Source organism: Collinsella sp. AF02-46-1 (genome assembly GCF_003465825.1).
Classification (GTDB): domain Bacteria; phylum Actinomycetota; class Coriobacteriia; order Coriobacteriales; family Coriobacteriaceae; genus Collinsella.
This window is the reverse complement of sequence record NZ_QSBV01000013.1, coordinates 1-14464: the sequence shown is the minus strand read 5'-3', so window position 1 is coordinate 14464 and position 14464 is coordinate 1. Positions and strand designations below refer to the sequence as shown.

The 14464-nt window shown below is 61.3% G+C and carries 12 protein-coding genes; 6 read left to right on the top strand and 6 right to left on the bottom strand.

All coding sequences use genetic code 11. The annotated features are described in order from the left end of the window. Positions 1-49: 49 nt before the first annotated feature. From DWV20_RS06515 to DWV20_RS06500, 4 genes are all read left to right on the top strand, one after another. Positions 50-2026, top strand: coding sequence for a U32 family peptidase (locus tag DWV20_RS06515; RefSeq protein ID WP_158566332.1), 1977 nt, complete (start codon positions 50-52; stop codon positions 2024-2026). A gap of 97 nt (positions 2027-2123) precedes the next feature. Continuing rightward, positions 2124-3335, top strand: coding sequence for a tyrosine--tRNA ligase (tyrS, locus tag DWV20_RS06510; protein ID WP_118256634.1), 1212 nt, complete (start codon positions 2124-2126; stop codon positions 3333-3335). A 359-nt stretch (positions 3336-3694) separates the two neighbouring features. Continuing rightward, the gene (locus tag DWV20_RS06505) at positions 3695-5515 is read left to right on the top strand and encodes an adenine deaminase (protein WP_118256633.1); all 1821 of its coding nucleotides are present in this window, start codon (positions 3695-3697) and stop codon (positions 5513-5515) included. A 206-nt stretch (positions 5516-5721) separates the two neighbouring features. After that, positions 5722-6516 (top strand): Cof-type HAD-IIB family hydrolase, encoded by a 795-nt coding sequence (locus DWV20_RS06500; protein ID WP_118256632.1) that lies wholly within the window; start codon positions 5722-5724, stop codon positions 6514-6516. Between the two features lie 144 nt (positions 6517-6660). Here DWV20_RS06500 and DWV20_RS06495 read toward each other — a convergent pair whose 3' ends face one another. The 6 genes from DWV20_RS06495 to DWV20_RS06470 form a co-directional block, all read right to left on the bottom strand. Further along, a complete protein-coding gene (locus tag DWV20_RS06495; protein ID WP_118256631.1) occupies positions 6661-7503 on the bottom strand; it encodes a Cof-type HAD-IIB family hydrolase in 843 nt (280 codons plus the stop codon). A gap of 87 nt (positions 7504-7590) precedes the next feature. Then, complete coding sequence (locus tag DWV20_RS06490) at positions 7591-9009, bottom strand: citrate synthase (protein ID WP_118256630.1); 1419 nt, start codon at positions 9007-9009, stop codon at positions 7591-7593. Positions 9010-9086: 77 nt separating this feature from the next. Beyond that, the gene (locus DWV20_RS06485) at positions 9087-9374 is read right to left on the bottom strand and encodes an ACT domain-containing protein (protein ID WP_006235289.1); all 288 of its coding nucleotides are present in this window, start codon (positions 9372-9374) and stop codon (positions 9087-9089) included. Between the two features lie 396 nt (positions 9375-9770). After that, positions 9771-10478, bottom strand: a complete 708-nt coding sequence (locus DWV20_RS06480) for a site-specific integrase (RefSeq protein WP_255413318.1) — start codon at positions 10476-10478, stop codon at positions 9771-9773. Between the two features lie 18 nt (positions 10479-10496). Next, positions 10497-10748: a helix-turn-helix transcriptional regulator gene (locus DWV20_RS06475; protein WP_006235292.1), complete on the bottom strand. Its 252-nt coding sequence runs from the start codon at positions 10746-10748 to the stop codon at positions 10497-10499. 9 nt (positions 10749-10757) lie between these two features. Continuing rightward, positions 10758-11270 carry a DUF2975 domain-containing protein gene (locus tag DWV20_RS06470; RefSeq protein WP_006235293.1) on the bottom strand — a complete coding sequence of 171 codons (513 nt, stop codon included), beginning with the start codon at positions 11268-11270 and terminating at the stop codon, positions 10758-10760. Positions 11271-11405: 135 nt separating this feature from the next. Here DWV20_RS06470 and DWV20_RS06465 point away from each other — a divergent pair, with 135 nt between their 5' ends. Both DWV20_RS06465 and DWV20_RS06460 read left to right on the top strand, forming a co-directional pair. After that, complete coding sequence (locus tag DWV20_RS06465) at positions 11406-13628, top strand: hypothetical protein (RefSeq protein WP_118256628.1); 2223 nt, start codon at positions 11406-11408, stop codon at positions 13626-13628. A 5-nt stretch (positions 13629-13633) separates the two neighbouring features. Continuing rightward, positions 13634-14374, top strand: coding sequence for an ATP-binding cassette domain-containing protein (locus DWV20_RS06460; protein WP_117769450.1), 741 nt, complete (start codon positions 13634-13636; stop codon positions 14372-14374). Positions 14375-14464 lie beyond the last annotated feature (90 nt).

Sequence of the window (14464 nt, the reverse complement as noted above, 5' to 3'; positions counted from 1 at the left end):
AAGACGGCATTTTTCAGAGTGAATGCATACCTTGGTAAGGAGTTTGTCGATGGCGATTCGGACGATGGGGCCGAGCGGACAATACGAGACTGGATTGGATGCTGCCGGTGCGGCGCTGCCCGAGCTGCTGGCGCCGGCGGGCGGACTCGACCAGATGCTTGCGGCCATCGCCGCGGGTGCCGATGCCATCTATGCGGGGTTGGGCGGCTTTAACGCCCGTGTGAGCGCCCATGGCTTTACGGATAACGAGTTTGCGCGCGGCTGCGCCGTGGCGCATGCCCATGGCGTGCGTGTGTACGTAACGCTCAACGTGTTCGTGTTTGACGATGAGTTGTCCGACGCGGTGGCGTTGGGAGCTCATGCACTGGAGCTGGGCGCCGATGCTCTGATTGTCGCCGATGCCGGGTTGGCCTGCGCGCTGCGCGCGGCGATTCCCGGGGTCGAGATTCACCTGTCCACGCAGGCGGGCGCTCATAGCGAGGGTGCCGTGCGGCTTGCCGCCGATGAGCTGGGGGTCGAGCGCGTGACGACGGCACGCGAGCTGACGGTCGACGAGATTGCGGCGCTATGTGCCACGGGCGTGCCCATCGAGGTATTCTGCCACGGTGCGATTTGCATCGGCTATTCGGGGGCGTGCGAGTTCTCGGCCCTGCGGCGTGGGCGCTCGGCGATGCGCGGCGACTGCACGCAGCCGTGCCGTCTGGCGTACGACCTAGTGGACGAGGCGGGGCAGAGTGTTGTTGCCGTCGAGGGAGACCGCCTGCTTTGTCCGCGTGACTATCTGGGTATCGCGCACCTGCCCGAGCTTGTTGCCGCCGGCGTGGCATCGCTCAAGATCGAGGGACGCATGAAGAATCCCGATTACGTATTCAACGTGGTGAGGGTGTGGCGTCGGGCACTCGATATGCTGTGCGACGGCGCGTGGGACTCCGGTGCCGTGGAAGAGCTTGAACGCGAGCTGGGAAGGTCGTTTAACCGTGGGTTTACCGATGCTTACCTGCGGGGTCGTTCGGGTGCCGAGCTCATGAGCTTTGAGCGCGCGATCAACCAGGGCGTGCGCGTGGGGCGCTTGGTCGCTGTGGGCCACGAAGAGGTGACCGTTGAGCTCGATGCCGCCGTGGCGGCGGGTGACACGCTCGAGATTCGGTTCTATCCGGGTGTCGACGCGCGTCCCGATGTGCCCAAGCGCTGGCCGCAGGTGCCCTGCCCGGTGGATGCCGCAGCGGGGAAGTGCGTCGTCGTGCATTGCAAGCGTAAGGTGGACGCGGGCTGCGAGGTCTATCTGATTCGCAGCGCCGGCGTGTTGGATCAGACGACGGCGGTGTTGGAGCGCATGCGGGCCGAGGCGGATGCGATTGCGCCCGTTGCGCGTGCCGTTGAGGTGCTGCCCTTTGAGGACGCTGCGGTGGATGGCGGCGCGTCGACGGAGTTGGCGGGGTCGGCGGGGCCGGCAAAGCGCGAGGATTTTGCTCGTATGGTCTTTGCCTGGGAGCTGATGGATGTGGGTCCGCGCGATGAGCGAGATCTGTCCGATACAACGGTGGTGCTCGACGAAGTGTGCCGCGCGGGCGACGCCGAGCGGACTCGGGCGCTTATGCAGCGTGCCGGGCGCGTCGTCTGCCGCAATCTGGGACAAGTGGCGATGGCCCGCGAGCTGGGCACAACGTTTGACGTGGCGGCGCCGGTGTTCTGTGCCAATCGGGCCACGCTTACCTGGCTGCGCGGACTCGGTGCGGGGCGGGTGTGCTTGTCGGCCGAGTTGCTCGGCAATGATGCGGAGCGTGTTGCCGAACTTGCCGCTTGCCCCGGTGTCTTGGGGCCTGTCGATGCCGACCGTCCTGAGCTCATGGTGTGCGAGCACTGCTTGCTGACTGCCGAGGGCGCCTGCGCCACGGATGCAACGGGGCAGGTCCGTTGCCGTGACTGCTCGCGCCGTCAGCAGGCGCGCTTTTTGGTCGAACGTGACGGCACGCGTTTGCCGGTCGTTATCGACGCGTGCGGCAGGACGAGGATTTTCCTGTCGTAGGTGTTCGGCCGCGCCGTTTTGGTTATTATGAGTGGGTTTATGAACTTCCAGCACCGCCGTATCCGGTGAGGGTGCTATAGCAAAAGGAGGATACCCAATGCTGTCTGTTGACGAGCAAATGCGTATCATCACCTCGGGTGCAGCGCAGATCGTCCCCGAGGCCGACCTTCGCAAGAAGCTTGAGAAGGGCGAGCCCCTCAACATCAAGCTCGGCGTCGATCCCACCAGCCCCGACCTGCACCTGGGCCATGCCGTGCCCCTGCGCAAGATGCGTCAGTTCCAGGACCTGGGCCACAACGTCACCCTTATCATCGGCAACGGCACTGCGCTGATCGGCGACCCCTCGGGCAAGAACTCCACCCGCCCGCAGCTTTCGCAGGAGCAGATCGAGGCCAACGCCGAGACCTACGTGAGCCAGGCCATGAAGATCCTGGACCCCGAGAAGACCACCATCGTGCACAACGGCGACTGGATCCTTTCGATGGACCTGGCCGGCCTGCTGCAGGTGTGCTCCAAGTTCACCGTCGCCCGCATCCTTGAGCGCGACGACTTTACCAAGCGCTACCAGTCCCAGACGCCGATTGCCCTGCACGAGTTTCTGTACCCCGTGATGCAGGCCTTCGACTCCGTTCAGATCAAGGCCGACGTCGAGATGGGCGGCACCGACCAGCTCTTCAACCTGCTCGCCGGCCGCGAGCTCATGGAGAAGATGGGCATGGAGCCGCAGATTGCGCTTACCATGCCGCTGCTCGAGGGCACCGACGGCGTGCGCAAGATGTCCAAGTCCTATGGCAACTACATCGGCCTGACCGACGCTCCCAAGGATATGTTCGGCAAGACCATGTCCATCCCCGACGAGATGATCGGCAAGTACTATCGTCTGGCCAGCTCGCTCGCCCCGGCCGAGGTCGACAAGATCGATGCCGCCCTGGCCGATGGCTCCGCCGACCCCTACGAGCTCAAGCGCGCTCTAGGCCGCGACCTGTGCGACACCTACCACGGTGCCGGCGCCGGCGACGAGGCTCAGGCCGAGTTCGACCGTGTGTTCAAGGAGGGCCAGCTTGCCGACTTCCCCGAGAAGCACGTTGAGCTGACCGTCAACGACGAGGGCCAGATTTACCTCGCTGGCCTGCTCAAGGACCTGGGCCTTTCGGCCAGCGCCGGTCAGGCCCGCCGCGACATCGACGGCGGCGGCGTCAAGATCAACGGCAAGGCTGTGGCTTCCAAGAGCTACAACATCGATCCGAGCGCCCTCAAGCTGGGCGACACCCTCTCCGTGGGCAAGCGCAAGGGCTTTAAGTTGATTTAGTTCCGCCGTTCTAACGAACGGCGGACCGGCCGACGCTGCGCGGGCCGCATTTGGACAATCTGACGTTCAACTTCAAGGGCGCGACCAGAAGGTCAGCGCCCTTTCGTTTCGCGTCACCTTGCCTCAAATGCGGCCCGCTCGCTGGCGTTGCCAAAATATCGGCGCTGCCGTTGTTGGCACTTTGGGACACTCCTTGTCATTGGTACAAAGCAACCTGTCCCCATTGCGCCAAGCGGCGTGTGCCGTTAAGCGGAGGGGGTGTATTCCCGACCCATCGTTTGGGCATACAATGGCTATTGTCTTGCTGCGGTGAAGGCCTGTCCGCTCCGCAGCTGTTTTCTACGGTTAAAGGAGAATGTATGTCCGTTGAGGTCATGAGGTCTGTGATCGAGGCCGCCGAGGGCCGCGTGCCCGTCGACACGCTGTTTACCAATGCGCAGATCGTCGACGTGTATGGCCAGCGTGTGGCGCCCGGTAGCGTTGCCGTCAAGGACGGTGTGATCGTCGGCGTGCTCTACGATGGTCGCGACGATGCCGCTGGCACCTACGAGGCAACTGAGGTCGTCGACTGCCAGGGTCGCTATCTCGCTCCCGGTTTTATTGACGGGCATCTGCACATTGAGTCCTCGAACATCCGTCCCGCCGAGTATGCTCGCATGGCCGCGACGCGCGGTACTACCACCGCCATTGCCGACAGCCACGAGATTGCCAATGTTGCCGGTCTCGACGGCCTGCGCTTTATGATCGAGGATGGTCGTCGTGCGCCCATCTCCATCAAGTACATGATGCCTTCGTGCGTGCCCGCACTGCCCGACGAGCAAGCGGGCGCTGTGATTACCGCCGCTGACATGCAGGCGTTTTTTGCCGAGCATCCGGGCGATGTCTTTGGTCTGGGCGAAATGATGAACCTGCCGGGCGTCTTTATGGCCGACCCCGAGACCTGTGCCCGCATCGATGCTGCCAACCAGACGCCGTCCAAGCAGGTTGACGGCCACGCGCCGCTCGTTGCCGGTATGGACCTCAACGCCTATGCCGCAGCGGGCATTATCGCCGACCACGAGTCGACGATTCCCGAGGAGGCGCTCGACAAGCTGTCCCGCGGCATGTATGTGATGCTGCGTGAGGGCACGTGCAGCCACGACCTGGCCAATTTGTCTCCGATGCTGCTGGAGAACCCTGCCCGCGCCCGCCGCTGCTGCTTTGCGACCGACGACCGCGCTCCCTCCGATGCTCTTTCGACCGGTATGATCGACAATGCCTGCCGCGTGGCCATCGAGGCCGGCATCGACCCGGTGGTCGCCATCTCCATGGCGTCCCTTTCCACGGCTGAGGCATTTGGCCTGGACCACGGCTGTCGCGACCCGCATGAGCTCCGTGGCGCGATCGCCCCGGGCAAACGCGCCGACCTGCTGTTGCTCGATGACCTGACGTTTGCCAAGGCTCCGCATCGCGTATATGCCGCCGGTGCTCTGGTGGCGCAGGACGGCACCTTTGTGGGCGAGATCGCACCCGAGATGGCCGAGGTCGCAGCGCTTGCCGATGAGCTGCGTGCTTCCGTTAAGCTGCCGAAGCTATCGCTCGACGTGTTCGACTATGCCTTTAAGCCGGGCGAGGCCGTTATCGATGTCATCCCGGGTATGGCTATCACGGGTATGGTTCGCCCCGAGAGTGCCGAGGGCCTGCGCCGCATTATGCTGATCGAGCGCCACGGCCGCGGCGTGTCGCTGCAGGCCGAGGGCGCCGACGGTGACGGCCCCGCGGGTCTGGGCTTGGTTGGCAAGCATATCGGTCGCGGCTGGGTGCGCGGCTTTACCATCACGGGTGGCGCCATTGCCTCCACGATTGGCCACGACTCGCACAACGTGTGCGTGGTGGGCGACAATGCGGCGGATATGATGGCTGCCGTTGAGGCCGTGGGCCAGGGCGGCCACGTGCTGGTGCGCAACGGCGAGGTCGTGGCGCGCATTCCGCTGGCGCTCGGCGGCCTGATGAGCGAAGGCGCTGCCGAGGACGTGGCCGCACAGCATGACGACTTTATGGTCAAGGCGCGCGCCATGGGCATTGAGCCGCCGCTCGATCCCATCATGGGCATCATCTTCCTGCCCTTGCCGGTTATCCCGACGCTCCGCATCCGCCCCGAGGGCATGTTCGACGTCACCACTTTCACCTACGCCGACTAGTCATCGGGGACGTTCTTAAACGACTAGTCATCGGGGACACTCTTTGGCGGGCTGCCTGACGCCGCGACCGTAGGACCCCTGGCATGTGTGAGCTATTTGCCAGGTCTATGTAACGTTTACGACTGCGGCGTCTTATTTGAGCTCCCTTTGGGTACGTTGGAATCGGATACACGTTCGATTCCAACAAGCCCGAAGGGAGCTTTTCTATGTTTAAACTGATTGCATCCGATATGGACGGCACACTGCTTGACGAAAACGGCCAGGTGCCTCCCGAGACCTACGAACTGATTCTGGCGCTACGCGAGCATGGCGTGCATTTCGCCGCATCGTCAGGTCGTCGCTACGATCGCCTGTGCGAGTTCTTTGCGCCCGTTCGCGACAAGATGGACTTTGTCGCCGCTAACGGCGCCCAGGTCTACGCCGACGGTAAGATGGTAGACCGTGAGGTGTATTCCCACCTGGCGATTCGAAGGCTCGCCCAAGCCGTCAGGACGTTTCCCAATCTGCATCTTGCGCTCTTTGACCGAACCAAGTCCTTCCTGCTCGATGACGAGTGCAAGTTCGTGCGTGAGGTCGATAAGGACCTTCCCAATGCCGAGCGCATTTGGGAGCTGCCCGATCCCAGCGTAAATATCATCAAAGCGAGTATCTTTTGCGACGACGGTGCGGTTATGGACAGTGCGTACGTGCTACAGCGCGAACTTGGTCAGCTCTTTACTTTTGCGCCTTCGGGCAACGCGTGGATCGATGCCATGCAGCCTGGTGTGTCGAAGGCCTCGGGTATCGCGCAGCTCGCGGAGCATTACGGCATTGGACGCGACGAGGTCATGGCGTTTGGCGACTCGATGAACGACTACGAGATCATTCGCTTTGTCGGCACGGGCTGCGCGATGGAAAACGCGCGCCCTGCGCTCAAGGCCGTTGCCGATCGTGTGGTGGGGTGCAACCGCGACCACGCCGTCCAACAGGAGCTCCGCCGCATGCTGGAGAGCCTCGCCTAGACTGGCATTTGGGGACGTTCCTTTCCTGCCGGCAGTTTGGGAACGTCCCCAAGTGCCGGCAGGTTGGGACAGTCCTTGTGGCTTTCGCGAAGAACGTCCCCAATGACTAGTCGTTTAAGAACGTCCCCAATGACTGGCCGATGACTAGGCGAGGGCGGCCATGATGGTGCGGGCGACGCCGTCGTGGTCGTTGTCGTATTCGGTGATGGCGTCGGCGGCCTCGCGATCTTCGGGCTCGGCGTTGATCATGGCCATGCCATGGCCCGCTGCCTGCAGCATGGGGATGTCGTTGATGTTGTCGCCGAACGCCCAGGCGTCGGCGAGACGCTCGCCCAGATGCTCACACAGCCACGTGAGGGCCGTTCCCTTGGTGGCGCCTTCGCCCATAACCTCGATATTCATGGCGTACGAACGCGTGACCTCAATGCCTCCGAGCGTGTCGAGCGCCGCCGCGATGGCGTCGCGATCGGTGGGGTCGTGCCAGTACATGGCGATGCGTTCGAGCGTCTCGACCTCGTCGATCTTGCTGTCGATATCCATGTCGATCGGTGTTCGTGTGCGCTTGAGCGAAGCCGCGATGTGAGGATCGCCGCCGCAGAATTCGTCTAGGCGCGTGTAGAGCGAGCGGGGGAGGAAACACTGCCCGTCCGCGAAGATATCGAAGGTGACGTCATGGCCGGTGGCAATGCTATGGACGTGGTGGGCGATGGCGCGGTCGAGCGGTCGGCTCAAAATGCGCGTAGCACGTGAGGCATCGGTGGGCGTATCGTCGTCGAGCTGCCAGACGCTGGCACCATTGGCGCAGACCGCGTAGTGCACGGCGGGATGGGCGAGGATGGGCTCAAAGACGCCTGACAGTGGACGGCCTGTGCAGGGCACAAACTCAATACCGCGGCGCGCAAGCTCGTCGAGCATCGCCCAGGTGGCGTCGCTCATCTGCTTATCACTCGTCAGCAGCGTTCCATCCATATCGGAAAACACAATCATTTGATGCAGCCCTTTCTGCTGGCATAAAAAGCGTGGCCGAGGGCGGCGATGCCCTGGCCACGCTCGAGTTCTATAACGGTCCGCGTCCTAGCGGTCAGCGAGCGGCTTGTACTCCAACGGCTCGATAACCGGGCGATACGCGGGACGGATGATGCGGTGCGCGCAGAAGAGCTCTTCCATGCGGTGCGCCGACCAACCGGCCATGCGGGCGACGGCGAACAGCGGCGTAAAGAGCGTCTCGGGCACGCCGAGCATTTTGTAAATAAAGCCCGTGTACAGGTCGATGTTGGCGCAGATGGGCTTGGTCATGCCGTGGTCGCGCATCACCTGCGGGGCCAGGCGCTCGATGCGCTCGATGAGCGCGAACTCCTCGCCCAAGTCCTTCTTGGCGGCAAGCGAGCGCGCGTAACGGCGGCAGACCTCGGCGCGCGGGTCGCTGAGCGTATAGACGGCGTGGCCCATGCCGTAGATGAGGCCCGTGCCGTCGAAGGCCTGCTTGTCGAGGATCTTGCCCAGGTAGGCCGCGACCTCGTCCTCGTCCTCCCAATTGGAGACATGCGCACGGATGTCCTCGTGCATGGACACGACCTTGGCGTTGGCGCCGCCGTGGCGCGGGCCCTTGAGCGAGCCGATGGCCGCGGCGTAGGCGGAATACGGGTCGGTGGCCGAGGAGGACAGCACGCGGCAGGCAAACGTGGAGTTGTTGCCGCCGCCGTGCTCTGCATGCAGCATGAGCATCACGTCGAGCAGCATGGCTTCGTCGCGGTTGAATGCCATGCCGCCGCGCAACACCTGCAGGATGGTCTCGGCGGTGGAGAGGCCGGGCGTGGGGTGCGGCACGTGAACCTCGGAGCCGCGAAGCTTGGCGATCGAGGCCATGTGTGCGAAGGCGGCGATGCGCGGGAGACGTGCGAGCATGGAAATAGCCACGTCGATCTCATGCTCGGGCGTGATCACGTCTGGTTCGGCATCGAAGGCGTAGAGCAGCAGCACGGCGCGCTGGAGCACGTTCATGATGCTCGACGACACCGTGGTCATAGGGAACTCTTTGACGTACTCGTCGCTCAGATGTCTAAAGGCGCCCAGGCGCTCGCAAAAGCCGTCGAGCTCTTCCTTGTTGGGCAGCGAACCCGTGATAAGCAGATAGGCGACTTCCTCGTAGCCGTAGCGATTCTCGGCCTGGGCATTGTTGACCAGATCCTCGATGCTGTAGCCGCGAAGCGTGAGCTTGCCCTGATCGGGCACGACCTTTCCGTCGACCTTGTTGTAGCCGTGCACATCCGAGATGCGAGTGAGGCCCGCGACCACGCCCGAGCCGTCGGCATTGCGCAGGCCGCGCTTGACATTGTGCTCAACAAACAGGCCCTCGTCATAAGGGTCGGTCGGCAGGCCGTGGTAGAGGCTTTCGCTCTCAGGCGAAATCTGGCGGCTTGCTTCGTAATCCAGAACCAGGCGGCTCAAGTGGTCATCGAAGCGGTAATAGATTTTCTTGGCGTCGTAGGCCATGCGCGCTCCTCTCCGGGCCGCATCGGGGTGACTTGCATGGGCATGCGCGCGTCAGGCTATCCCCAGCGGCTTGCTCGCTACAGGCGGTACATAAAGTTAAAGACGTCCTCGCGCTGGATGGACACGTTGACGCCCGAAAGCTCGCCGGCCTCGGCCAGGGCCTTCTGCAGCTCGGCAAAGTCGAGCTTGGACTCGGCGGTGTCGGCCAGCATGGTCATGGTGAAGATGTCCTCGATAATGGACTGCGTGATGTCGCGGATGTCGACGTTGGCCTCGCCCAGGACACGGGTGACGCCGGCGACGATGCCGGGGCGGTTCTTGCCAAGGACGGTGATGACGATACGGGAGGACGAGATCTCGGCCATGGGAAACCCTTTCGCGTGGTCGCGGCGCGCGCGGGGCGCTCCGCTACGGTACAGTGTTCATCATTGTACCTGTCTGGCGCAAAAAAGGCGCGCTCGCTGCGGCGTTACATGCCTGCAACATGAGCGTAAGGGGGAAGGCCGCACGGGGAAGAGCCGTCTGGCGCGTGTCCGGCTCGTGTTGGGTTGATTTCCGATCTCAGCCGAACACATTGAGCGGACAGGCCGTTCCCGCAGTCAGCCGAACGCCTCCGACGGCTGATTCCGAACTGGAAGCGGAGGGCATCCCCGCCCTTCGGTAGGGGATACCGCTCCGCGGCGCATGCCGCGGGCGGCGCCCCTATCGGACCACCGTGACCTCAGTTGGGATGGGCCCAGCACTGCCGCGTACTCGGTGAGCTAGAGCCAACTGTTCGTCTTCACGTCGCGTATGGCGATATTTCGGTCGTCCGGCTCGGTGATGCCGTAGCCGAACGCCTGGAGCGTCTCGATGGACTCCTGGATCCTCTGTTGGAACATGGGACCCGGATCGACCCTCGGCCCGAGGTGCCCGCGCCAAAGGCACGGCGTGGCGCGCAGCATGTTATGGATTTTGGAGATGGGCTCGATGTCGGCGTAGACGTTGAGCGTCGCCATGGCGTCCTTGTGGCCGAGGATCGATTGGAGCGCCTTGATATCGCCGCCTTGGCGGATCCACTGCGTTGCGAACGTGTAGCGAAGGCCGTGGAACGTGATCAGCTCGTCGTTGGTGCCCATGAGGCCGTTGGTCTCCGAGAACGTCTTGAACGCCCTGCGGATATAGCTTGTCGTCGCGAAGGTCGCGCCCGGCTCCGACAGGATGTAGCAGTCCCCGATCTCGACCGCCCCGGTAAGGCCGCGCAAGCGCAGCTTTCCGCAGTCGATCTCGTGGGTCTCCTTCAGGAAGGGGAGTAGGCCGACCGGGTCGATGGGGATACCCCTGGCGTCATGGGTCTTGGTGTCCTTGATGAACGAACCCATTCCCTTCGCGTACGCCACCGAGTGTCTGATCGAGATCAGGCCCGTCTCGAAATCCACATCGCACCACCGAAGGCCGCAGACCTCGCCGATTCGCATCCCCGTGTGCAGGGCGAGTACGACCGCCCTCTAATCCTCGGCGGACCAATCGAGTCCGAACTCCTTTCGGGCATCCTCTTCGCTCATGACTTCGAGAAGGTCTCCGGGTTGGCAACGAAGGGCGAGGCATAGCTGCTCGAGTGTGTTGAAGCGAATGCCGCGAATATGCCCTTTTTTAATACGGGACAGGTTCACGGGCGTGGTTCCAATCCTTTCGGCAAGTTCGTTCGAGGAAATCTTTCGCTCGGCCATGATCTTGTCGAGGCGAACAATTACGGGCATGGCGTTTCCTTACGCAATCTCGTCGGAGTCGAGGTACAGCTCTCGGGCGTACAAGAAGAGCTGGGAAAGCATGAACAGGACGATGCCGAGAACCAGAGAGGTCCAATCGAATGATGAAGCGATCTCTTGGGCGCCGACGGCCCCCTCGCCGCCAAACATCGAAACGGAGGTTTTGAGTGAGCCGGCGTAGAGGCTGGTGGCAGCTTGAACAACGAAGAGAATGCCGAGCACCTTCAAGCATGTCGCAGACCCTTTCTTGAAGGGGTCTCCGCTCTTGATCGTCCACACGAGAACGGCGCTGAGGATGGTCGTAGCGATACCGATGACGGCAGGGACCAATGTCGAGATCGCAAGGGCTGGATACGCGGGGGAGTCTGCAATTACAGGGTTGTCGAGCACTTCGATTGCTGGCTTTAAGGAGAACGCCACTTGTGCGATGGCGGTGGCGCAAAGGGTCGCAGAGGCTATCGCACATGCGATGCGGAAGGAATGAAGCCGGGGAGTGCGATTGTCGGAACTCATAATAACCTCCGAAGAATTTAAAAAACTCAGGTTACTTTTTAACAGTTTATGTTAAATTGACTTTGCCGGCAAGTAATAAGGGCCGAGCATTTTGTTCGGCCCCTCTGTTCCGACTGGATGAGGTTAAGGTTGGCGATGAATATGCTCAAAATCTCGAAGGCGATCTTTAGGTCGCTTCTCTCCTCCAGGTCGCTCTGTGTTGTCGTTGTTGCGTTGATGGTTCTTTGTGCTCTGCCCGTCTTCAGGAGCGCGGCTGGCATCGACGGACGGGTCGAATACCTCGAGTCGGGAATAACCCGTGTTGAGCAGGAATTGTCAGCATCCTATGCGGATGCGCTTGTGAATGCGGGGGAGGACGGTGTCTATACCTCTTCATCGAGCATGCCCGCGCTTCTGTACCCTCTTGCCGCGGGACGTCTTATCTTGGCACCGCTCTCTCCCCTACTTCCGTTTCTGCAGATATCGGATGGAGAGTACACCTATTATGACGGATCGAAGGAGTACTTGCTATGGGTCGCAACGGCCGTTGCCGTCTCGTTCCTTGCCGCGCGTCTTAACAAACGTGAAAAGCTCATCATCCAGGCACCGATGGGCGAGCTGGGTAGACTTGTTGCATCGAGCGTATGGGCGAGTGTTTTTGCAATGCTTGCCGTCCTCGCCATCAATCTTCCAGGGATAATCGCCGCGCTTGTGAAGAATGGCCCGGGCTCGCCGTTCTATCCGATAGGCTACATTCAATATGCGACTCCGGTTATCAAACCGGCTTGGCTGGTGTTCGCGCAGACGGCCATCTTGCAATTCTTGGTGGCAGCGTTCATCTCGCTTGTCGTTCACCTTGCCGTGAAGATTGCCAATAACCCTACGCTTGGAATCGTGTTCGTATGTGCCCTGATGGGGGTGACGATGGTTCCCGGGTATTACGGAAGATCCATCGCTTTACGTGAGTTTGCCCTGTTGAATCCCCTTACGTATGCGAACACTGAGTTGACCGTCGGCGCCTATAGCCCGTACCCGACAACGCAGATAGTGAATCTGCCTGGACTTTGCTTCGAGCGTGGCGCGATTGCCCTCGTATGCGCAATCGGGATCGAGGTGCTGGCAATTAGCCTGCTTTGCGTTGCTGGAAAGAGCGGCTGCGCGTGCCCGATATCCCCGATTTGTCTTGAGAGAGGTTCCTTCACTGCATCGAGAACGGCAACTCGTTCGAGCGCTTGTGCCTCCGCCGTTGCATACGTAAGAACGATGGGGAAACTGCTCCTGCGTTCTCCTACCCTCGCCGTATGCGCGATTGCAATGTCGACGACGATGCTGGCCCCGGCTCTGGTCGAGATGTTTCCTGACGCTGATAACGTTTCCGCTGTTCGGTATAGGGATGGGGAGCTCCGTTCAATAGATCGGTATTTAGAGCAGAACGCTGCGAATATGGACGTCGAGGGCAAAGCGGCCCTGGAAGACATGCGGGATGCTCTTTCGGGTTTCGTGTACGCGCCTATGCCTGCGGAGGGGTTTCGAAGCCTTGCGACGTACGAGCGCGCTCGAGGTGAGCTGGGCGCGGCAGATGCGACTCTCCTGCAATCGATCGGAATCGAGCCGGAGACTCCTTCTCGTGCGGAGGCGCGCGCCCTTCTGCTTGAGTCGATCGCGAGCTTGCCGGACCCCAAGGTTTACGAGTTAAGTACGAAGATGCCCCCATTAATCCACCTTTCGTATCTCCAGGCAGCGCTTCCCTCCTTATTTTTGCTGTTGCCCGTGGTTGTCACATCGCTCGCGTGCACCCACCTGCAGTGTCGTTCCCTTCTGGTTCTCCAGATCCCCGCAACAGCGCATGTGCGTTTTCTGACGGCTGTTGCGCTGGCTCTCCTGCTTGGCTTGGTGCTGCTTTTGGTGTCGATGGTTCCCGCTGTCGTTGTGTCCGTGATTAAGAACGGTGCGGGTGGATCGGAGTATCCCGTCGCTCTCATTCGGGCGGGAGCTTCGACAACGTCCATGGTGGGGGAGGCGGTGTTGTGCAGTATTCCGTTGCTGGTCATGGCATACGGCGTGATTTCCGTCGTCGCTGCGTTGACAGCAGCGATTAGCCGCAACCCCGTTGTCACCGGAATGGTTTGCGCGGTTCTCTTGGTGTTGGGTTCGTTGAGCGCTCATGTTGAAAGCGTGGGCATGGGCGTCGCGCTGCTGGCTCCATTCGCCTCGTTTGATCCCGCTTCCCAGGTGGGGACGATTGGGTTCCTTGGGCGAGGGACGAACGCGATGCCTTTTGGAGAGGTCGTCGGCGCATCGGGCGCTCTGCTGGTGGTCTTGGGCGCCGTATCTCCGTTGATGGTGCGCCTGAGTGTTCCAAAGATCGAAAGGGGATGATCTCGATGATTGACCTTCAAACGCTGACGATCTCTTATGGAAAGAAGGTGCTCGTAGATTCGGTGAACGCTGAGTTTGCCCCGGGTACGGTCTACGGTCTCGTCGCTCCGAACGGGCATGGAAAGACGACGTTGCTGCGTGCGATGGCAGGTTTGCCGGGTCCTCGCGTGGACGGGAGCATCGTTCTGGATGAGGTGCAGGGTACGGGTGCGAGAGAGGTCCGTTCTATGATCTTCTATGCACCTGGTGAGGGGACGCTGCTGTATCCCGGATTGCGTGCGGAAGATCACCTCAAGATGGTTTGCGATATGTGGCCGCATGCTCGCGATATCGAAGAGATAGTGGAACAAACGCAGATAGGCGAGTTCGCGAAGATGAGGATCCGCACTCTGAGCCAGGGCATGAAGCAGCAGCTTACCCTGGCGATTGCGTATGCGACGGGCGCGCGGTACCTTCTATTAGATGAGCCCATGAACGCGCTCGACCCCAGCAGGGTGGACTTGCATTCCGAGATTCTCAGGAAGCTGGCCGATTCTGGTACGTGCATCATCATGTCATCCCACATCTTGGATTCGGTCGATAGGCTGTGCGATGAGATTCTGTTTTTGAAGGATGGGAGGCTCATTAGAAGCATTCCGCAAGATGATGCTGCGCCGAAGTCTCCTGGATCCCATTTCGCAAAGCCTGCCGGACGCGCCGAGGGTGCGCTAAGCACGTATCGGCGACTCTACGAAAAGGGCGGGTAGAAATGCAAGTTAAAAATCTATGTGGTCAATGTGATACCGTTGAACCTGTATATCGATACCGCTCAGCCATTCGCCTCGCCCCCGTCGCAC

Excerpts from the sequence above, each read along its gene's own strand:
- DWV20_RS06500 (WP_118256632.1), top strand. The coding sequence starts at position 5,722 with ATGTTTAAACTGATTGCATCCGATATGGACGGCACACTGCTTGACGAA.
- DWV20_RS06485 (WP_006235289.1), bottom strand. The coding sequence starts at position 9,374 with ATGGCCGAGATCTCGTCCTCCCGTATCGTCATCACCGTCCTTGGCAAG.
- DWV20_RS06465 (WP_118256628.1), top strand. The coding sequence starts at position 11,406 with ATGAATATGCTCAAAATCTCGAAGGCGATCTTTAGGTCGCTTCTCTCC.
- DWV20_RS06505 (WP_118256633.1), top strand. The coding sequence starts at position 3,695 with ATGTCCGTTGAGGTCATGAGGTCTGTGATCGAGGCCGCCGAGGGCCGC.
- tyrS (WP_118256634.1), top strand. The coding sequence starts at position 2,124 with ATGCTGTCTGTTGACGAGCAAATGCGTATCATCACCTCGGGTGCAGCG.
- DWV20_RS06460 (WP_117769450.1), top strand. The coding sequence starts at position 13,634 with ATGATTGACCTTCAAACGCTGACGATCTCTTATGGAAAGAAGGTGCTC.
- DWV20_RS06515 (WP_158566332.1), top strand. The coding sequence starts at position 50 with ATGGCGATTCGGACGATGGGGCCGAGCGGACAATACGAGACTGGATTG.
- DWV20_RS06470 (WP_006235293.1), bottom strand. The coding sequence starts at position 11,270 with ATGAGTTCCGACAATCGCACTCCCCGGCTTCATTCCTTCCGCATCGCA.
- DWV20_RS06495 (WP_118256631.1), bottom strand. The coding sequence starts at position 7,503 with ATGATTGTGTTTTCCGATATGGATGGAACGCTGCTGACGAGTGATAAG.
- DWV20_RS06475 (WP_006235292.1), bottom strand. The coding sequence starts at position 10,748 with ATGCCCGTAATTGTTCGCCTCGACAAGATCATGGCCGAGCGAAAGATT.
- DWV20_RS06490 (WP_118256630.1), bottom strand. The coding sequence starts at position 9,009 with ATGGCCTACGACGCCAAGAAAATCTATTACCGCTTCGATGACCACTTG.